This window comes from Tenggerimyces flavus, from assembly GCF_016907715.1.
GTDB lineage: Bacteria > Actinomycetota > Actinomycetes > Propionibacteriales > Actinopolymorphaceae > Tenggerimyces > Tenggerimyces flavus.
Genome location: NZ_JAFBCM010000001.1, coordinates 2,692,167 through 2,711,635, shown reverse-complemented (window position 1 = coordinate 2,711,635; position 19,469 = coordinate 2,692,167). Strand labels below are relative to the sequence as shown.

13 protein-coding genes are annotated in these 19,469 nt (G+C 68.4%); 4 read left to right on the top strand and 9 right to left on the bottom strand.

Going from position 1 to position 19,469, the window contains the following annotated elements; translation table 11 throughout:
- Positions 1–987: 987 nt before the first annotated feature.
- The gene (gene pulA / locus JOD67_RS12725; RefSeq protein WP_205117650.1) at positions 988–6,639 is read right to left on the bottom strand and encodes a pullulanase-type alpha-1,6-glucosidase; all 5,652 of its coding nucleotides are present in this window, start codon (positions 6,637–6,639) and stop codon (positions 988–990) included.
- A gap of 293 nt (positions 6,640–6,932) precedes the next feature.
- Entirely contained in the window at positions 6,933–8,606 is a 1,674-nt protein-coding gene (locus JOD67_RS12720) for an MFS transporter (RefSeq protein WP_307782377.1), read from the bottom strand.
- A 100-nt stretch (positions 8,607–8,706) separates the two neighbouring features.
- On the opposite strand from JOD67_RS12720, the gene JOD67_RS12715 reads away from it, so the two are divergent.
- Together JOD67_RS12715 and JOD67_RS12710 are read left to right on the top strand one after the other, a co-directional pair.
- Positions 8,707–9,183, top strand: coding sequence for a nucleoside deaminase (locus JOD67_RS12715; RefSeq protein ID WP_205117649.1), 477 nt, complete (start codon positions 8,707–8,709; stop codon positions 9,181–9,183).
- A complete protein-coding gene (locus JOD67_RS12710) occupies positions 9,180–10,007 on the top strand; it encodes an LLM class flavin-dependent oxidoreductase (RefSeq protein WP_205117648.1) in 828 nt (275 codons plus the stop codon). Before JOD67_RS12715 ends, JOD67_RS12710 begins: the two co-directional genes overlap by 4 nt.
- Here JOD67_RS12710 and JOD67_RS12705 read toward each other — a convergent pair.
- The 6 genes from JOD67_RS12705 to JOD67_RS12680 form a co-directional block, all read right to left on the bottom strand.
- Positions 9,993–10,763: a 3-ketoacyl-ACP reductase gene (locus JOD67_RS12705; RefSeq protein WP_205117647.1), complete on the bottom strand. Its 771-nt coding sequence runs from the start codon at positions 10,761–10,763 to the stop codon at positions 9,993–9,995. The genes JOD67_RS12710 and JOD67_RS12705 overlap by 15 nt on opposite strands.
- Positions 10,760–12,130, bottom strand: coding sequence for a glycoside hydrolase family 88 protein (locus tag JOD67_RS12700; RefSeq protein WP_205117646.1), 1,371 nt, complete (start codon positions 12,128–12,130; stop codon positions 10,760–10,762). Before JOD67_RS12700 ends, JOD67_RS12705 begins: the two co-directional genes overlap by 4 nt.
- Positions 12,131–12,687: 557 nt before the next feature.
- Positions 12,688–13,188 carry a hypothetical protein gene (locus JOD67_RS12695; RefSeq protein WP_205117645.1) on the bottom strand — a complete coding sequence of 167 codons (501 nt, stop codon included), beginning with the start codon at positions 13,186–13,188 and terminating at the stop codon, positions 12,688–12,690.
- Positions 13,189–13,458: 270 nt separating this feature from the next.
- Complete coding sequence (locus JOD67_RS12690; RefSeq protein WP_205117644.1) at positions 13,459–15,141, bottom strand: ABC-F family ATP-binding cassette domain-containing protein; 1,683 nt, start codon at positions 15,139–15,141, stop codon at positions 13,459–13,461.
- Between the two features lie 37 nt (positions 15,142–15,178).
- Positions 15,179–16,219 (bottom strand): hypothetical protein, encoded by a 1,041-nt coding sequence (locus tag JOD67_RS12685; RefSeq protein ID WP_205117643.1) that lies wholly within the window; start codon positions 16,217–16,219, stop codon positions 15,179–15,181.
- Entirely contained in the window at positions 16,216–16,728 is a 513-nt protein-coding gene (locus JOD67_RS12680) for a SigE family RNA polymerase sigma factor (RefSeq protein ID WP_205117642.1), read from the bottom strand. The genes JOD67_RS12685 and JOD67_RS12680 overlap by 4 nt, the downstream gene beginning before the upstream one ends.
- A 203-nt stretch (positions 16,729–16,931) precedes the next feature.
- On the opposite strand from JOD67_RS12680, the gene JOD67_RS12675 reads away from it, so the two are divergent.
- Complete coding sequence (locus tag JOD67_RS12675; protein WP_205117641.1) at positions 16,932–18,266, top strand: GGDEF domain-containing protein; 1,335 nt, start codon at positions 16,932–16,934, stop codon at positions 18,264–18,266.
- A gap of 136 nt (positions 18,267–18,402) precedes the next feature.
- Here JOD67_RS12675 and JOD67_RS12670 read toward each other — a convergent pair whose 3' ends face one another.
- Positions 18,403–18,747 carry a hypothetical protein gene (locus tag JOD67_RS12670; RefSeq protein WP_205117640.1) on the bottom strand — a complete coding sequence of 115 codons (345 nt, stop codon included), beginning with the start codon at positions 18,745–18,747 and terminating at the stop codon, positions 18,403–18,405.
- Positions 18,748–18,800: 53 nt separating this feature from the next.
- Here JOD67_RS12670 and JOD67_RS12665 point away from each other — a divergent pair, with 53 nt between their 5' ends.
- Complete coding sequence (locus JOD67_RS12665) at positions 18,801–19,469, top strand: TetR/AcrR family transcriptional regulator (protein ID WP_205117639.1); 669 nt, start codon at positions 18,801–18,803, stop codon at positions 19,467–19,469.

Sequence of the window (19,469 nt, the reverse complement as noted above, 5' to 3'; positions counted from 1 at the left end):
GTTCGTCCCTCATTGTCCGGTCGGCCTCGCTCCTCTGTAGTTCAGCTGCCGTCCCCTCCCGACCGCTGTCTTGGAGCGATCGAGCTGTCCGGGTCGTGGGGTTCTGGCGTGCGCTCTCCGGGAGTGGGTGCTCCGCCTCGTCATCTCGTCCGCCAGTGTCCGGTCGGCGTCGCTTCCCGTGGATCAGCTGCCGTCCTCTTCCCGCGCGCTGTCTCGGAGCGATCGAGCTGTCCAGGTCGTGGGGTTCTGGCGTGCGCTCCCCGGGAGTGGGTGCTCCGCCTCGTCATCTCGTCCGCCAGTGTCCGGTCGGCGTCGCTCCCCTGTGGATCAGCTGCCGTCCTCTTCCCGCGCGCTGTCTCGGAGCGATCGAGCTGTCCAGGTCGTGGGGTTCTGGCGTGCGCTCCCCGGGAGTGGGTGCTCCGCCTCGTCATCTCGTCCGCCAGTGTCCGGTCGGCGTCGCTCCCCTGTGGTTCAGCTGCCGTCCTCTTCCCGCGCGCTGTCTCGGAGCGATCGAGCTGTCCAGGTCGTGGGGTTCTGGCGTGCGCTCCCCGGGAGTGGGTGCTCCGCCTCGTCATCTCGTCCGCCAGTGTCCGGTCGCGGCGGAGCGAGTAAAGGGCGCCGCGGCGGCTTCGCAGACGGGGCGGCGTCGCTTCGCGATCTTCGACCCTTGACTAGCTCCGCCGCGACCGGAAAGGCGCATGGACGAGATCGACGTGGCGCCTGATCGACTCCAGATCAGCTCGCCCGCGCCATCACTCCCCGTCGACCAGCTCGCGCCAACTCTCGCCGCGCCCCATCCCCTTCGCCACCACTCCCGCTGCTTGGATGAAGGGCACCTTCATCCAATAGGTTTGGATGAAGGTGCCCTTCATCCAAACGCACTCCCCTCCGCTGGCGGCCGAGCTGCCCCGCCACGTTTGTATGAAGGGCACCTTCATTCAATAGGTTCGTATGAAGGTGCCCTTCATTCAAACCGGCGCGGGGTGCTCAGCGTTCGACGAAGACGGCGACCGTCCGGGCCGGAACGGACAGCGTCCCGGTCTGGCGGTTGAACGAGGCCTTCTTCACCACTTGGTCGTTGCTGCGCAGCTGCGCCCGGTGCAGTTCGACCTTCGCGTTCTTCAACGACGGTAGCGTCTGCTGCACGGCCGACGCGCTCGCATTGAATACCACGATCACCGACTCCGCCCGCGGGTCGAGGTCCGGCCCGACCTTGTCGGACAGCGTCATCGTCACCACGCCCGGCGCCTCGGACGCGCCCGACAGTGGGAACGACATCCGTTGCTGCACGGCGGACAGCGAGCCGAGCTGGAAGAGCGGCGTCGACGTACGGATGTCGAGGAACTCCTCGTACCGCTCCCAGGTGTCCTCGATCGCCTTGCAGTCCGGCCGCAGCGCCGGGTTCGCGAGCAGCGGGCGCGCGTAGTCCCACTTGCTCGAGTTGTCCGCCGCCGGCGGCAGTCCAGCGCCGAACCCGTTGCCCGCCTTGCAGTCGACCAGGTAGCGGTTGAACCAGTCGCCGGAGTTGTACGAGTTGCGATCCAGCGACTTCGACCGCAGTTTCTCGCTACCCGCATGGACGAACGCCACACCCTGCGAGAGCGACGTCGTCGCCAGCGACAGGGTCTGCATCCGTACGCGATCGGCCATCGTCATCGACGTCGGCAGCTTGTACGTCAGCGCGTCGAACAACGTCTCGTTGTCGTGCGCGTCCACGTACGTGATCGACTCCTGCGGGTCGGCCGTGTAGCCAGCCGGCGCGCCGTTGTAGTCGACGTCGCTGCCCTTCACGACGGCACCCGACGAGGAGGTGAACGAGTAGTCCTTCAGGTTGCCTGTCAAGCCCACCTTGACGAGGTCCTGCAGATGCAGCAGCCGAGCCCGCTGCTGCTCCGGCGTCCCGTTGACCGCGTCGCCGTTCGGGTCGGTGAACAGGCCGCTGCCGAAGCCCTGCACCCGCGGGTTCTCGTCGAACGGGCCGCCACCGCGCACCGCGTCGCGGAGCCGGTCGTTGAACGTTCCGATGCCCGTCCCCGCCAGGTTCCCCTGTGTGGCTTGGACAAAGCGCGCGTCGTTGGCGACCTCGCCGAAGTTCCAGCCCTCGCCGTACACCAGGATCTTCTTCCCGTCCACGCCGTCCTTCGCGACCGTCAGCGCATCGAGAGCCGAACGTACGGCCAGCATGTTCGACTTCGGGTGGTGACCCATCAGGTCGAAGCGGAAGCCGTCGACCTTGTAGTCCTTCGCCCACGTGACGATCGAGTCGACGACGAGCTTGCCCATCATCGCGTTCTCCGGCGCGGTGTTCGCGCAGCACGTCGACGTCGCGACCGTGCCGTCGTCCATCAGGCGTTGGTAGTAACCGGGCACGATCTTGTCGAGCACCGACGTCGGCGCCTGCCCGGACGACGGCGTGTGGTTGTAGACCACGTCCATCACCACGCGCAGGCCGGCGCCGTTCAAACCCTCCACCATCTGGCGGAACTCCTTGACCCGCGTGGATCCGTCCGGGTTCGACGCATAGGAGCCCTCGGGCGTCGTGTAGTGGTACGGGTCGTAGCCCCAGTTGAACCCGTCCGAGTTCGCGACCGCGCCGACACAAGCCTGCTGCTGGTCGGAATCGGCAGGCAGGGAGGGCAGATCGCAGGCCGGCTGCTGCTGGTCGGACTTGAGCTCCGGGATCGACGCGATGTCGAACACGGGCAGCAGATGCACGTACGTCATGCCGGCGGTCGCCAGGTCGCGCAGGTGCCGCATGTTCTTGGAGTTCTTGTCGGTGAACGCGAGGTACCCACCACGATGTGCTGCCGGCACGGTCGGGTCGCTGGCGGAGAAGTCCCGCACGTGCAGCTCGTAGATCGACGACTCCTCGACCTTCTGGACCGCCTTCGGCTTGCTCAGCTTGTTCCACTTCGCCGGCGCGAGCGCCGCGTCGGTGAGGTCGACCAGCTGGCTGAGCGTGCTGTTCGCGGCGAGCGACACCGAGTACGGGTCGGTCACCGAGTTCGTCACGACCTGCTGGACGGACGGCTGCCAGACCTTGACGCGGAACTTGTAGTACGAGCCGCGCCAGCCCCCTTCGCCGCGCACAGTCCACACGCCGGTGGCGTTGTCGCGTGCCATCGGGACGAGCGAAGGCTCCGTGTCCGTTGAGGATTCGTACCGCTCGAGCGCGACCTCCTGCGCGGACGGCGCCCACACCGACAGCGTCGGCACTCCCCCGGCCCACTGCGGGCCGAGCTTCGCCGCCGCCGCCGCGTTGCCGTAGACGTCGTCCAGCACACCCGCGAGCTGGACGCCGGTCGCGGCGCGGAGCCCCAGGCCGCCGCGTTCGATCGCGACGACCTGACCGCGCAGGGCGGTGTCGACGCGTTCCTTGTCGCGCGGGTCGACGTGGAAGGCCGCCAGCCCGGCGAGGTGCGGCCACTTCGCCTTCTGGGCATCGGTGAGGCCACCAGGGACGAGCCGGAGCCACGTACCCACGGAGATCTCGCCGTCCTCGACCTTCAGATCGCCGTCAGCCGAGGTCACCAGCGCGTACGTCAGTCCCGGGGAGGGCTCGACGTCCCAGACGACCGTGTCCCGGTCGAGCCACTGCGCCTTGGACTTGGTGAGATCGGCGTCGACCCCCGATCCCGCGGGCATCGGCAGGAGATAGCCCTCGCGCCCGTTCAGCATCCACACCTCGTGCCCGACGCTGACGAGGTCGAGCGACTGGTCGGCGGGCAGGTCCTTCTCGTCGCCCTTGTGCACGATGTACGACAGGCTGGTCGCGCCCTCCGCCAGCGGCACCCGGAAGTACACGCCGTACGCGTCGGTGCCCGCCGGCTGCAGCGGCGTCGCCCACTCGGTCGGGTTGGCGGCGCCGGTCCAGACGTGCAGACCCCAACCGGCGTACGCGTTGTCGTCGCGGCGGTAGTGCAGGATCGCGACGTTCTCCGCAGCCGCCCTCGTCTCGTGAATGGCGTTCTGTCCCGACGCGATCCACGCGTTCGGCGTGCTCGCCGGGGTAAGGAACTGGTCGGGTCCGGGATCCTTCTCGTCGCCCTTGTGGATGATGAAGCCCATCTGTGCATCCGCGGCGACGACCGGCACGTTCCAGTACGGGCCGAACTGGTCGGTGCCGTCCGGCTGGCGCGGCGCCTCCCAGGTCGTGCGCGTCTCCGGTGCGAGCGCGTCGCCCCACAGGTGCAGGCCCCAGCCGGTGTAGTCGCCGTCCGGCCGGTTGTAGCGCACGGTCGTGTAGCCCTGGGCAGCGGCTTGGGAGGTGAAGACCTCGCACGTGCCGCTCTTGATCCAGATCTCGCCATTCCTTGCGGGGTTGGCGAAACGGTCGGTATCGCAGTCCTTCTCGTCACCCTTGTGCGCGATGAACCCGACGTTGCTCGCGCCGGGGTTGAGCTTCACCCAGGCGAACCGGCCGTACGTGTCCTCGCCGGCGAACGGCAGCGGCTCGCCCCACTGCACCTCGCCCTCGATGTCACCCCAGGCGTGCAGACCCCAGCCGTCGTAGTTGCCGTCAGCGCGGTCGTAATGCACGACGAGGTAGTCGCGCTGGACCTCGCCACCGCCGTCGGGCGGCTCGGGCGCCTTGGTGGCGTTGCCGGTCGCGGCCGCCAGCCGGTTGGCCGAGTCCTTGACGACGGCCTTGTACTGAATGGCCGTGCCGGCGGGGATTCCCGTGGTGTCGTGGAAGATGCGGTACGGCGCGTTGTCGTCCGTGCCGAGCACTGCCCAGTCCTGGTCGCCGACCTTGGCGGCGAAGGTGACCTGCGCGAAGCCGGTCGGGGTGACGTTCGCGGCGATCTCCGCGCGGCCGGCGACCTGGTCGGGAACGGTGAGCGCGATGCTCGGACCGGTCGCCTCGGGTGTACTTGTCGTTCGCGCCTGGAGGACGACGCCGCCGAGGGGCGGGACGAGGACCTCGATCGTCTTGTCCGCCGCGGAGTCCGCGCGCCTCGTGGCGGTGCCGCTGGCCCAGAGCTGACGGAACACCATGCCGGCGGAGTAGGTCGGGATGCGTACGGTCTGCGCGGTCTCGCTGTTGTTCAGCGCGACGACGTACTCCTGCGGGAAGGCCTTGTTGATGCGGCTGAACGCGTACACGCCCGGCCCGTCGCTCGCCAGCCGGTGGATCTGCGCGCCGTCGCGGAGGGCCGGGTGCTCGGTTGTGAGGGTCGATAGCTCGGCGATCGCCTTGTACAGCGGGTGATTCTTGTCGAAGTTGTCCTGCGCGTGGGTCGCCGTCGTACCGATCAGGTCGTCGTCGAGGTAGTCGGCGGTCTGGCTCGCGAACATCGTCTGCCGCGCGTCCTTGTCGCCGCCAGGGCCGGTGAAGCCCTGCTCGTCGCCGTAGTAGATGACAGGCTGACCTCGTGCCAGGAACAGCAGCGCGTGCGCGAGCTTGTCGCGGGCGAGCAGCTCTTCGTCTGTCGCTCCGGGGTTGTCCTGCTTGATGAACGCGCCGATGCGGCCCATGTCGTGGTTGCCGAGGAACGTCGGCGAGGAGTAGACGTTGGAGTCGGCGTCGGTGTAATAGTCGTCGTTCGCGAACAGATCTCTCAGGCTTGTTGCTGTTCCGCCTTGCGAGGCGAACGTGCGCGCGGCGCCCTGGAATGGGAAGTCCAACGCCGCTTGGAGCTTTCCCTCTGTGGTGTAGCGCGAGACGAACTCGGGGTTGCCGTCGAAGATCTCGCCGAACATGAAGAAGTCCTCGTTGCCCTTCTGGGCCGCGAACCCCTTGACCTCGGGAGCGAACTTCTGCCAGAACTCCATGTTGACGTGCTTCACGGTGTCGATGCGGAACCCGTCGATGCCGGCGTCCTCGACCCAGGTCTTGTAGACGTCGGTCAGTCCCTTGACGACCTCGGAGCGTTCGGTCCAGAGGTCGTCGAGCCCGAAGAAGTCGCCGTACTCCGCGGACTCGCCGGCGAACGTCGAGTCGCCGCGGTTGTGGTACATCGTGCGATCGTTCAACCAGGCGGGCGTTTTGACCGTTTCGTCTTGCGTGGTGGGGAAGGTTGGCGTGTAGGGGAACGAGTCGTTGTCGACCGCCGGAAAGTCTTGCTGGCCGGCGTGCTGGCTGTCGTCGAACGGCCTTCCCTGGGCGTCGAGGTACGGGTAGGCGGCCTTGTTGCGGTAGCCGTACAGCTTCTCCGCGTAGTCGATGACGTCGGCGGTGTGGTTGGTGATGATGTCGAAGAAGACCTTCATGCCCTTGGCGTGGGCCTTGTCGATGAGGTCCTTGAGGTCGTCGTTGGTGCCGAGGTGCGGGTCGATCTGGGTGAAGTCGGTGATCCAGTAGCCGTGGTAGCCGGCACTCGCATTGGCGCCTGTGCCCTGGACGGGGCGGTTCTTGAAGCTCGGGGTCATCCAGATGGCGGTGCTGCCGAGACCTTTGATGTAGTCGAGGTTGTCGATCAGCCCGGCGAGGTCGCCACCGTGGTAGAAGCCCTTGTCGGTGGGATCGAACCCGGTCTCGAGCCTGCTCCCCGTGAGACCGCCGTTGTCGTTCGCCGCGCTGCCGTTGGCGAACCGGTCGGCCATGACGAAGTAGAAGCGCTCTCTGGTGAGATCGACGCGAAGCGAATCCTGCGCGAGCTCCTCGTTGCTGGGCTCGGCCGCTTGCGCGACGGGCACTATCGCGACAAGAGAGGCAAGCAGGGCAAAGACGACAACCAAGGCCAACCGCAGGCGACGCACGGGCACCTCCGCGAGCAAGTGACGGTGCCGCCGATCCTGTCAGAGGGAACGCGAGTGTCGGACCCGATTGCGCCAAGCGGCCACACGTACCACCCACCACCGCACCCACCCGCGAGTTGTTGGACAGATGTCGGGTTCTTGGCCGACATCTCTCCAACAACTCCCAGGTTGCGGGACGCGGCGAGAGGGGCACCCCCTGGTGGGAGCGCCCCTCTCGGTACGAGCCGGTGTCAGCCGACTGGCTCGAGGACCTTCTCCTCGCAGTCGTCGCAGTCCTCCACCGCGGTACGCGCGGCGGGGGCTGGGACCGGCTCCGGCTCCTCCACCTCACCACCACCGTGGGCGGCGTCGTGGGCGGCGTCGTGGGCGGCGTCGTGGGCGGCGTCGTGGGCGTTCACGTGGCGGAGGGTCAGGACCGCCGCGACGGCCAGGAGGGCGAAGACGATGGCCGAGATCGTGAAGCCCGTGGTCAGGCCCGTCGTCAGCGCCTCACGTCCGGTCGTCAGCAGGCTCGAAGCCACGTCGGTCGGCAGCGACTGGGCCGCCTGCGCCGCGGTGGCCAGGCCCTCGCGGGCCACCTCCACCACGCCCGAGGGGATGGCCGGATCGACGTTCGCGGTCAGCTCGCTCCGGTACACCAGCGTCCCGAGGCTGCCGATCGTCGCCACTCCCAGTGCGATGCCGAGCTCCGCGCTCGTCTCCGACACCGAGGCGGCCGAGCCGGCCCGCTCCGGCGGCGCGGCGGACATCACCAGCGCGTTGCCGAGCGCGACCATCGGGCCGACTCCGATGTTGCCGATCGTCAGGCCGACCACCAGCAGCACCAGCCCGTGCGAAGCATCCACCTGCGTCACGACCAGGTGCCCGACGGCGGTGACGGCGAGGCCGGCGCCGATGAGGTACGCGGGGCGGATCCGGTGCGCCAGCTTCGGCGCGAGCAGGTTGCTGCCGACCATGGCCAGCGTCCCCGGCACCTGCCAGAGCCCCGCCTCGAGCGGCGAGAGGCCGGCGACGAGCTGCAGGTACAGGTTGACCAGGAAGAACGTCCCCGCCGCCACTACGCCGGTGACCATGTTGATGCCGAGCGCGGAGGCGAACGTACGGTTCGTGAACAGCTTCAGGTCGATCATCGGGTTCTCGATCCGCTGCTGCCGGCGTACGAACGCCACACCCACCAGCAGACCGGCGACCAGCGCGACGACCGGGAAGAGCACCAGACCCTGCTTCGCGATCTCCTTCAGCCCGTACACCACCGGCAGGATCGTGCCGAGGGACAGCGCCACACTCGCGAGATCCAGACGACCAGCCGAGGGACTCTTGTACTCCGGCAGCAGGAACCGGCCCACCGCGAGCAGCACGACCATCACCGGGACGCCGAGCAGGAACGCCGAGCCCCACCAGAAGTTCTCGAGCAGGATGCCGCCGACCAGCGGGCCGACCGTCATGCCGCCCATGAAGCAGCTGATCCAGACCGAGATGGCGAAGCCCATCTGCTTCGGGTCGCGGAACATGTTGCTGATCAACGCCAACGTCGACGGCATCAGCGTCGCGCCGGCGACCCCGAGCAGCGCGCGGGTCGCGATCAGCATCTCCGGGCTGGTCGAGTACGCGGCGAGTACGGAGGCCGCGCCGAACGCCGCGCCGCCGATGAGGAGCAGCTTCCGCCGGCCGATCCGGTCGCCGAGCGTGCCCATCGTGACCAGGAACCCGGCGATCATGAAGCCGTAGATGTCCATGATCCACAGCTGTTCGGTGCTGCTCGCGCCGAGATCGACGGTGAGGTGCGGAAGCGCGAGGTAGAGGACGCTCATGTCTATGGAAAGCAGCAGGGTCGGGAGGGCCAGCACTGCGAGCCCGATCCACTCCCGACGTCCCGCCTTGGGTGCTGCGCTGACAACGTTCACCTGCTTGCCTTTCTCATCGTTCTAGCTGAGTTCGATGCCATGGAGACCGCGGGCGTGGGCGAAACTCATCGGTCTTGCCGGAAGTCAGTAGGTTCTTCGCATGAACAAGCTGATCGAGCAGGCAGTCGACCTCGCGATAGCGAACGCCGACGAGGGGCAGCTCCCGTTCGGCGCGGTCGTCGTTCTGGACGGAGCCGTCGTGGCGACGGGCGTCAACACGGCCTTGCGGGACTCCGATCCGACGGCGCACGGCGAGGTGGCGGCCGTACGGAACGCCTGCGCTGCGCTCGGCGTACTCCACCTCACCGGCTCGCTCGTCGTGTCGAGCTGCGAGCCGTGCGCGATCTGTCACGCCGTCTGCGCTTCGGCGGGCGTGACGAAGATCGTCTACGCGGCGCCGAAGGAGTACGTGCCCGATCTGGGATACCCGGCGCCCGATCTGGGCACGCTGCCGGGAGAGATGCAGTCGGCCCTGCGCGCGTTGGCACCGGAACAGCTGGAGTACGTGCCGAGCGACCGGGCCGCGGAACCGTTCGAGCGATACCTGGCATATGTGGCACGGAAGGGTGATTCGTGACGAAGCTCGGACTGAACATCCGGAACTTCGGGCCGGCCGCGTCGCCGGAGGCCTTCCGGTCCTGGGCCACGTTCGCGGAGGACCACGGCTTCGCGGTGGCGACCATCTCCGACCACGTGGCGCTGACGCCCGAGGTGGCTGCTCTCTACCCGGAGCCGTTCTACGACCCGTTCACGGTCAGTACGTGGCTCGCGGGGCTCACTTCGTCGCTGCGGTTCGTCACGTCGGTGGCTATTCTGCCTCTGCGCGACCCGTTGCTCACGCTGCGGTCTCTGGCGAACCTCGACTCTCTGAGTGGCGGGCGGTTCGTGCTCGGCGCCGGCGTGGGGTGGTCGGAGGAGGAGTACGCGGCGGTCGGTGTGCCGTTCCGGTCGCGGGGTCGGCTGCTCGACGAGCGGCTCGAGACTGTCGTCGCGGAGCGCCCTGTCGGGGTGCCTGTGTGGGTGGGCGGGACGAGTCCGGCGGGGATCCGGCGGGCGGTGGGGTACGGGGACGCGTGGCACCCGATCAACCAGCAGATCGGTTGGATCCGGGAGGTCGGCCTGCCTGCCGTACGCGCTGAGGCGTTGCGGCAGGGGCGGCCCATGCCGGCGTTCGTGCCGCGGATCCGGGCTCGGCTGCTGCCCGTGGACCTGATCGAGTCGGATCGGCTGGTCGGCATGGGGAGCCTGCGACAGATCCTCGCCGATGTCGCGGAGCTGTCGGCGCTAGGTGCGGAATACGTCGTACTCGACACGAACGCGGACAGCCCGGCGGAACAGCTGCCGCTGGAGCACGACTTCGCGACGCTGCGCGAGATCGTGGGAGCGCTAGAGCCGGCGTAGGTGGAAGCCGCCGTCGATGTCGATGACCTGGCCGGTGCTGAACGGGAGCAGGTCCTGCGCGATGGCGACGACGGCCTTGCCCACGTCCTCGGGCTCGCCCCAGCGCTTGATCGGGGTGAGGTCCTGCTCGAAGATCAGCTTGTCGTACTTGGCCTTGACACCGCCGGTCATGTCGGTGGCGATGATGCCGGGCCTGAGCTCGTAGACGTTGATGCCGTGCTCGGCGAGCCTGGTTGCCCAGAGTTGGGTGAGCATCGTCAACCCCGCCTTGGCGATGCAGTAGTCGCCTCGGTCGACGCTCGCGGCGTACGCACTGATAGATGACACGACAACTATCTTGGGCTTGCTTTCGTCGTGGTTCCCCTGGCTGATCATGCGTGCGGCGACCAACTGCGTAAGGAAATAAGGGCCTTTGAGGTTGGTCGAGATCAGCCGGTCGAAGGACTCCTCGGTCGCTTCGAGGATGTCGGCGCGTTGCGTCGGTGCTACGCCGGCGTTGTTGACGAGCAGGTCGATGCGGCCGAACGCGTTCATCGCTTCGTCAACCAGGCGTTGACGGTCGTCCGTACTGGCGATGTCCGCTTGGACGAGGTGCGCCTTCTGACCGCGTTTGGTCACCTCCGCTTGGACTTCTTCGGCCGCTTCGCGGTTGCGGGCGTAGTTGACGACGACGTCGTGGCCGGCTTCGGCGAGGGCGATGGTGATGCCTCTGCCGATACCGCGGGAGGCTCCGGTGACGAGGGCGGTCTTGCTCACTTCGTACCGCCGAAGAAGGCGTAGTACGGCTCGTTCCTGGCGATGCGCTGGAGGTAGAGCGCGAGCTCGCGGGCGTGGTAGTCGCCCCACATGCTGGACTCGCCGTTCGGCACCTGCTGGCCTGGCGCGACGTGATCCCAGCCGTTCGGGCGGTGGTAGACGGAGTGCAGCAGGAGGCCCTGGTGTGCGGCGTCGGTGGAGAGGTAGGGCTCGCCGAAGATGGTGTCGGCGACGGTGAGGCCGGCCTGCCAGTACTTGTTTCCTTCGTCGCCGAGGTAGCGGCCGAGCCTGAGCAGGCCCTGCGCGGCGATGGCCGCGGCGGAGGAGTCGACGGGCTCGTGGGCGTTGTACGGGTCTGCCTTGTGGTTGGTCGGGTCGTCGAGGTGGGCGAGGCCGGGGGCGCCGGTGTCCCAGTACGGAACGCCGTCGGTGGGGGTGTGCTCGAGGTAGAAGTCGCAGGTGGCCTGGGCGGCCTGGCGCATCATCGCCTCGATGGCCGCGCGGCCGCCGTACGGTTCGAGCGCCTCGTCGGTGACGTACGGGAGGAACTCGAGCTGCTCGGGGTAGCCGAGCATCGCCCAGGCGAGGCCGCGGCTCCAAGTGGTGAACGGGGAGTAGCCCTGCTGGGTGCTCGGGGTGCGGAACTGGCCGTCGTTGACGTTGAAGACCGACTCGTGTGCGGTGCGGCCTCTGAGGTCGTAGGCGTCGCGGCCCTCGCCGTAGAAGACGTTGTACTTGGCGGTGTTGGCGGCGTGCTCGATGAGCCTCTTCAGGAGGGGGACGCGCTCGTCGTGCTCGGCCATGAGGACGTGACCGAGGTGGTGGGAGAGCGCGAGGGCTCTGAGGGAGCGGATGGTGTCGACGAAGAGGCTCTGCGGGCCGTTGAAGGAGTAGATGTAGCCGGTGCCGTCGTCCGTCGTGCGCCATCTCGCGGCCTGGACTGCGCCGGTGAGCTTGAGGGCGAGCTCGTAGAAGTCGCGTTCGTGTTGGTTTTCCTCGATCTTGCCCTCGTTCATGAGGCGCCAGAGGTTGCCGTACGTGCTGACGTTGTTGAACCCGTGGTCGTGGACGCCGACGTGGCTGACGTGCGGGGCCATGGCCTCTCGGGTGCGTTGCTTGCCGAGGTCGAGGAAGCCTTGGTCGCCGGTGGCGTCGAACTGCAGGATGGCGGACCCGTACTGGAAGCCTTGGGTCCACTCCGTCCACCCGCGGGCCGTGTACCGTCCCTCGATCGTGAACACCGGCGAAGCCTCCCCCGGCGGGCACGTCTTCTCGATCGACTCGATCTTCGCGGCGGACGCCTCCCACAGCTTCCCGATCTTGGGGAGAAGTGCCTCAGGCGTGAGCTCGTCGTCAACACGGATCATGCGGAGCAGCATATCGGGAAAGCGCATTCCACTAGGCGATGGTGCCGGACGAGTGCCCAGCCGAAACCGGACCGGACTGAGACTGCGGCCCGCCTTTACATTGCCACCACTCCCTACCAGCGAGGTAGCAGCGATGTTTGAGTGTCACGGGTGGGCGACCGTTCAGGCCACGGCTGGCGACGAGGAGCCGGGTGACGCTCAGGCTTCCTACGATCGCGTCACTGAGCCGGTCGCGTCCCTGGCGACCTCGCCCGGGGTGTCGAGCTTGCGGTGGGTCGGACGGACTGTCGCACTAGCCTCGGGATTTCGGGTGTTGGTGGGCGACAGTGGCCCGGGAAGGCCGGACGTGCCCGTCCTGCTGGGGAGACTTGGTGTGGCGACGTCTCGAGTGATCCGAGCGGGAAGGCACTCCGTAGGTGAAGCGTGTCATGGTCGCCTTACCCGGCCAGTGGCCGCCCTACCTGGCGTCCACCCCACGTAAAGGGGCTAATGATCATGTCAACATGATCATTGGCCCCAGGGCTGGGCGGACCCACCGCCGGACGAAAGATCAAGCGCTAGGGCTTGCGGTGGAAGCGGGAGGCGACGACGAGGGCTGCGGCGATGAGGACCACATTCTTCACCACGAACTCGCCCTCGGTGGTCAGCAGCAGGGGGTTGCCGTCCTGGAAGGCGATCTGCGGCTGGGTCACCAGCACCAGGAAGGTGCCGCAGAGGTGGGCGGCCATCACGGCGGAGAGGGCAACGAGGTGGCGGCCTACCAACAGGGCCGCGCCCAGGCCCACCTCGAAGAGCCCCAGGGCCGGCACGAACCAGGCTCGGTCGAGGAACGGAATGGTGTTCGCGACCAGGTCTCCCACCGGCGTCACGTCGAGGACCTTCAGCGCGCCGAACCAGATGAACACCAGGGCCAGCGCTCCTCGGAGCAGGTGCGGCGAGAAGCGTTGCAGGATCGCGCTGATCTTGTCCTCGGCGAGTTTGACCTTGCCGTACAGGGACTTGGGCGCCTCGGGACGGGCCGGGGTGGACTGGCGGGGCGGCAGCAGAGTGGTGGTCATCGGTAGCTCCTCTTCATATGTAGTCCGTCTACACAGAAGAGCTTCGAGCAGAACGGCCGGAGGCGAATCCGGGCCGATCCCCCGGCCGACCCTGACCGCACCCCGAGCCCGGCCACGGGTCTCCCCGACCCGCGTCCAGGCCGAGCTCGACCCGCCTGGCCCGAACCGCGGCACGCAGCGCGCCGCGAAGCCGGCGTCCTCGTACGAGAGCCGCCGCACCGTCTCGGCGACATCGGGCGGAACGAGAGCCATGCCGAACAGTCCAAGCACTCAGCGTTCCCGCTGGACCCGCCCTTCGTCCCAGACTGCCCGATCGGACTCGTAAACCTCCCCATCGGCCCCGAACACGAAGAACCGGTCGAAGCCGCGCGCGAACCAGCGGTCGTGCGTCACCGCGATCACCGTGCCCTCGAAGGCCGCCATGCCGTCCTCCAGCGCGTCCGCCGAGGTCACGTCGAGGTTGTCGGTCGGCTCGTCCAGCAGCAGGCAGGTCGCGCCGGACAGCTCCAGCAGCAGGATCTGGAAGCGCGCCTGTTGCCCGCCCGACAGCGTCTCGAACGTCTGCTCCGACGCGTCCGCGAGCTCGTACCGGTCCAACGCCCGCGACGCCTGTTCGCGCGGCATGCCCTCGCGGTGGTCGTCGCCGCGGTGCAGGATCTCCAGCAGCGTACGGCCGATCAACTCGGGGTGCTCGTGCGTCTGCGCGAACCAGCCTGGACGTACGCGAGACCCGAGTTTCGCCCGCCCGGTATGGGCAACGGGCGCGATCGGCACCTCGCCGACCGGTCGGTGCTCGGCGTCCGGCAGCGAGCCGCCGACGGCGAGCAGTCGCAGGAAGTGCGACTTGCCCGACCCGTTCGACCCGAGGACCGCGACGCGCTCGCCGTACCAGACCTCCAGCGAGAACGGCTTCATCAGGCCGGTCAGCTCGACATCTTCGCAAACCACAGCCCGCTTGGCCGTTCGCCCACCACGCAAGCGCATCTTGACGTTCTGCTGCAGCGGGACGGCCTCCGGCGGGCCTTTCTCCTCGAACTTCCGCAGCTTGGTCTGCGCCGCCTTGTACGCCGCCGCGGCGCCGTCGTTGACCATCGCGCGGCGCTTCATCAGCGCGACGAAGATCTTGATCTTCGCGTGCTCCTCGTCCCAGCGCCGGCGCATCTCTTCGAGCTTCTCGAACCTGGCCTTCCGGGCGTCGTGGTACGACTCGAACCCGGCGGGGTGCGTCCACGCCGTGTTGCCGACCTCACCGAGCTCGACCGTGACGACGCGCGTCGCGGTGTTGGCGAGCAGCTCGCGGTCGTGGCTGACGTACAGAACGGTCTTCTGCGACTCGTTCAGCCGCTCCTCCAGCCAGCGCTTCGTGGGAACGTCGAGGTAGTTGTCCGGCTCGTCCAGCAGCAGGACCTCGTCCTGACTTCTCAACAGGGCTTCGAGAACGAGCCGCTTCTGCTCACCGCCGGAGAGCGTGCGGACCTCGCGATATCGGGCCCGGTCGTACGGGATGCCGATCGCCTCGGTGCAACACATGTCCCAGACGACCTCGATGTCGTACCCGCCCGCGTCGCCCCACTCGTGCAGCGCGTTGGCGTAGCGGAGCTGGGTGCGTTCGTCGTCGCGGTCCATCATCGCGAGCTCGGCGGCCTCGACCGCTTCGGCGGCATTCTGGACGCGAGGCGGGGCGACGGTGAGCAGCAGGCCGCCGACGGTGGTCTCGTCGCGTACGGACCCGACGAACTGGCGCATCACGCCCAGCCCGCCCGAGCGCGTGACCGAGCCCTGGTGCGGATCGAGATCGCCGGCGACGATGCGGAGCAGGGTCGTCTTGCCGGAACCGTTGGCTCCGACCAGCGCGACCTTGGCGCCTTCGCCGACGCGGAAGCTGATGTCGTCGAGCAACACCCGCCCGTCGGGGAGCTCGAACCTGACACCAGCGACATCCACATGACCCATGCCGCCCAGTCTGCGGTCTGTACGGCAGGTCAGCCACTCATTTGGGCCACAGCGGCGCCAGGCTGGTGTCGTAGCCCCTGCCGTCGTGCGGAGGCACGATGATCAGGCGGAGAAGGTCCTCGGTGAGCTGGCGGCTGGTCTTGCCGTCGAACGTCCAGCGTGCCGCGCAGACACTGAAGCTGACGACCACGTCGGTGTCGCCAGCGCTGGAGTGGACGCGGAGAACCATGGGCTCGTCGCCCATCGGCCTGTCGTAGTCCTGACACTCCCCGGTGTTGGGATGGTTGGGTCCGGCCCCCCGGGGCGCGGCGAGGACCGCGTCGACGAGAGCGCGAGCCTGGGAGCCCTGCAGTCGGGTGGAGGCGATGACCTTGCCTGGAGCGAGGCCGACCCATCCGTCCCGGATGGAGTACGAGCAGATCGACACCGAGTCCACGGTGGCCGAGGGATCGAGGCCAGGACCGATCGGCCCCTTGGTCGGGGTGGGGATCGGGTGCTCGGCCGGGCAGCCGAGTGCGTCCACACGTCCGGACGGTCGGGCAGTCGCGAGAATGCGGCGCCGCAGTGCCGAGTCCTTGGTCCCGACGGTGAGCTTGACGCCGGCAACGATCTTCGTCTGTCGGACCCAGCCGTGGTCGAGACGCTCCGTGCCCACGTCGACCATGCTGTTGAACTCCAGGAAGTCCGAGCGGTACTTGACGTTGGGGACCGACGGCCAGCACCCGAAGGCGACGACCGTCACCCGGACGACCGAGGGCTTCATGCGCCGACCAAGGCACGAGCTCCAGGAGCCGGTGCTGTAGCCCCAGGACGCGGGGACCTGGACCTCCACGCCTCCGTAGGACTCCCAGCGCCAGCCGGGGAGGAGGAGGTTGTTGGCGAACGGGACCGCGCTGGGTACCTGGATGACCGCGAACACCAAGGCGGCGACGGCCACGGCGGCGGACCCGGAGGTGAGGAGACCGCGGCGGCGACGGTGGCGGAGTCGGGCCTGGACGCGGTCCGCTAGGCCGTCGGCTGAGGGGGCGTTGGCGGCTTGGCGTTCGAGGGTGCGCTCCAGCAGCTCGTCGACGTTCATGTCCGCTCCGCCTCCTCCTGGGAGTTCAACCTCGAGCGCAGGGCTGCTAGCGCTCGGTGGATCTGGGATCGCACCGTTCCCTCCGAACACGACAGGATCGAGGCGATCTCCGCGTCCGTCCGCCCCTCGTAGTACCTCAGCACCACCGCGGCGCGTTGGCGCACGGGCAGCGACGACACCAGGGCCCAGGCGAAGTCCTCCGCCACCACCGCTTCCGACACGTCCGCGGCAGCCCCGGCAAGCGGCGACAGGTCCGACACCAGCACCTCGCGCCGGCGGAAGCGCCGCCAGAACGTCGTGTCCGTGTTCACGACCATCCGGCGTACGTACGCCTCCGGCGCGCCGCCCCGGACGATCCGCGCCCACCGGGGGCACGCCGCGGCCAGGGCCGACTGCACGGCTTCCTCCGCGCGACCGCGGTCCCGCGTCACGAGGTACGCGAAGCGCAACAAGGCGGGACCCCGGGCGGCGACCCACGCGGAGAAGTCGACCTCCCCGGTCTCCCCCATCGGGCACCTCCCACCCCTACCCACGCTCCACCAGCGCCGGACGTTGCATAGGCCAACCAAGGCCAATCAAGGCCACGATGCGGGAAACTGTCCCATTATTCGCAACGCAGGTCGCAATCCGTGGGCAATCCGCCCTATTCTGGTAATCGGTGGCAGCGTTGCGCGACCGGGGGCGCGCCTGGACCCACGAGGAACGGCTTCGAATGGCTGAGCACACCGCAGTTCGCAAGCTAGTGCCCTGGCGATACGGCCTGTGGTCGATCGCCGCTCCCGCGATGGTCTACGTCCTGGCAGTCGACATCGTCGCTGTCGCCGTGCTCGCCGTCATCCTCTCCAGCGGCCTCACCAGCGACTTCCAGACCCAGGACCTCGGCGTCCTGCTGATCCTCATCGCCTGCGCGATCCTCAGCACCGAAGGCGCCCGCCTGGTCGAGCGTCGCCGCCGTACGTCGAGCCCGCTGCACAAGGACTTCCAACCGGTCTGGCTGCTGGCCGCCGCGTTCCTGCTCCCGCTCGCCGGCGCCGTCCTGTTCACGATCGCGCAGCGCTCCTGGTGGCGGATCCGCGCCGGCCACTGCATCCCCTACCGCTGGTTCTTCTCCACCGGCGTCGCCGTCCTGTCCGCCGCGGCCGCGCACTCGCTGTTCCAGGGGATCTCCGGGATCCTCGTCCAGGCCGGCTGGCCCGCCGGCAATGCGATGGTCATCGGCATGCTGCTCGGCGGCCTCAGCTACTTCCTGCTCGACACGATCCTCTGCGCGGTCGCCATCAAGTTGCTCAAGCCGACCAGCACGCTCCGGGACGCGTTCGGCGGCGCCGAGGACTGGGCGGTCGACGGCATCGCGCTGACCCTCGGCTGTGTGGTCGCCGCCGCGGCCGCGTTCACGCCGTGGTTCGCCCTGCTCGCCGTGCCCGCGAGCCTGATCGCCCAACGGGCGTTGCTACTGCGCCAGCTCGAGGTCGACATCAACACCGACCGCAAGACCGAGATGGCGAACTTCTCCTGGTGGCGCGAGCAGGCCGAGAGCCTGTTCAGCCAGCTGGTCGCACGCCAGGGCCGGCTGACGATCCTGTTCATCGACCTCGACCTGTTCCGTTCGGTCAACGCGCAGTACGGCCACCTCGTCGGCGACCGCGCCCTGCTCGCCGTCGCGCAGACGCTGCGCGGGCTGGTACGTCGCGAGGACCTCGTCGGCAGGTTCGGCGGCGAGGAGTTCGTGGTCGCGCTCCCGCACGCCAGCGTGGACGAGGCGTACGACGCGGCCGAACGCATACGTACTGAGATCTCGCGGACGCCGCTCAGCGTGCCGTCCGACGACGACATCGCCGACGTCGAGGTGCTCGTCACCGTGTCGATCGGCATGGCCGCGTACCCCGAGGACGGCGTCACGCTCGACCGCCTGCTCGAGCAGGCCGACCGCGCGCTCTACGCCGCCAAGGCCGCCGGCCGCAACCGCGTCATGCGCGCCGACCCCGGCTCGGCGCCGGTCACCGGCACCCCGCTCCAGGCGTACCTGGACACGCCGCTCCCCCGCTAGCCACCTGGCAAATGATCATGTTTACATGATCATTTGCCGCTCTACGTGGGATCCACCCCGCGTAAAGCACCGACATGCCAGGTAGAGCGGCATCGGTGCGCCCATCCGCCAGCACCACCGACCTACCCCACAGGTCCTAGTCGCGAGCGACCGCCAGCAGGACGGCCGCCACCACCGCCGGAGTGATCAGCGCGAGGTGGTTCGCGCCTTGCCAGAACTCGCCGCGGACCGCGTACGTGCACAGCGACGTCGTCCAGACGGCCGCCGCCCACGCGAACGCGAAGATCAACAGGGGCGGCCGCGGCACGACGACCGCCACGACGAGGAGCACGGTGAGCAGCGCGTCCGGGACGAGGAACGGGTTGTCCGAACGGATCGCGTTGGACGTCACGAAGTACCAGATCATCACGAGCGCCAGCAGGATCGCGACCACGCGAGCGATCCCGAGCGTGAAGTCGAGCTGAAGGATACGAGCGAGCATGTCTACAACGTAGACTTTGCGTGACCCATTGTCTACGGTGTAGACAGATCGGCATGGCCAGGAACCTCTCCCCCGCGGCGATCGCCCGGACGGCCCTCGAGCTCGGCGACCAGGACGGCCCGGCGGCGATGTCCATGCGCGCGATCGCGGGCAGGCTCGGCTGCGACCCGATGGCCCTGTACCGGCACTTCGCCAACCGCGAGGCCCTCCTCGACGCGGTCGCCGACCTCGGGCTCGCCGAGGTCGCCGACCCGGATCCCCAGCAGGCCTGGGACGTACGGATCGTCGCCACGGCCACGGCGATGCGCCAGACAGCGCTGCTACACCCGGGAATCGCCGCCCACCTGGCGTCCCGCCCGTCGCTCGGCGAGCACGGCCGCCGCCTCGGCGCAGGACTGTTGACCGCATTGCGGGAAGGCGGCCTGCCAGCCGGAACAGCCGTCCGCGTCCTGCAGACGCTCGTCGCCTACCTGGCCGCAGGCCTGGCGATGGCGGTCCAGGCGGGAGTACGCGACGAACGGTGGTGGCAGGCCAGCGAGGTCGTCGACGCGCTGGCGACGCCAGGGCTGGGCGAGGAGCTGTTCGCCGTCGGATCGGCCGAGCAGTTCGCGTTCGGCCTCGACCTGCTCATGGTGGGGATCAGGGCGCAGGCACGGCCAGGAGTGGCCGACAACGGGCACGGAAGCGACGTGCCCGCCAGGGGTTCGGAATACTCGGGGTGA

What these genes read in the sequence shown, in the direction of transcription:
- JOD67_RS12695 (WP_205117645.1), bottom strand. Translation starts at nt 13,188, where the DNA reads ATGACCACCACTCTGCTGCCGCCCCGCCAGTCCACCCCGGCCCGTCCC.
- JOD67_RS12715 (WP_205117649.1), top strand. Translation starts at nt 8,707, where the DNA reads ATGAACAAGCTGATCGAGCAGGCAGTCGACCTCGCGATAGCGAACGCC.
- JOD67_RS12680 (WP_205117642.1), bottom strand. Translation starts at nt 16,728, where the DNA reads ATGGGGGAGACCGGGGAGGTCGACTTCTCCGCGTGGGTCGCCGCCCGG.
- JOD67_RS12685 (WP_205117643.1), bottom strand. Translation starts at nt 16,219, where the DNA reads ATGAACGTCGACGAGCTGCTGGAGCGCACCCTCGAACGCCAAGCCGCC.
- JOD67_RS12670 (WP_205117640.1), bottom strand. Translation starts at nt 18,747, where the DNA reads ATGCTCGCTCGTATCCTTCAGCTCGACTTCACGCTCGGGATCGCTCGC.
- JOD67_RS12665 (WP_205117639.1), top strand. Translation starts at nt 18,801, where the DNA reads ATGGCCAGGAACCTCTCCCCCGCGGCGATCGCCCGGACGGCCCTCGAG.
- JOD67_RS12700 (WP_205117646.1), bottom strand. Translation starts at nt 12,130, where the DNA reads ATGATCCGTGTTGACGACGAGCTCACGCCTGAGGCACTTCTCCCCAAG.
- JOD67_RS12690 (WP_205117644.1), bottom strand. Translation starts at nt 15,141, where the DNA reads ATGGGTCATGTGGATGTCGCTGGTGTCAGGTTCGAGCTCCCCGACGGG.
- JOD67_RS12675 (WP_205117641.1), top strand. Translation starts at nt 16,932, where the DNA reads ATGGCTGAGCACACCGCAGTTCGCAAGCTAGTGCCCTGGCGATACGGC.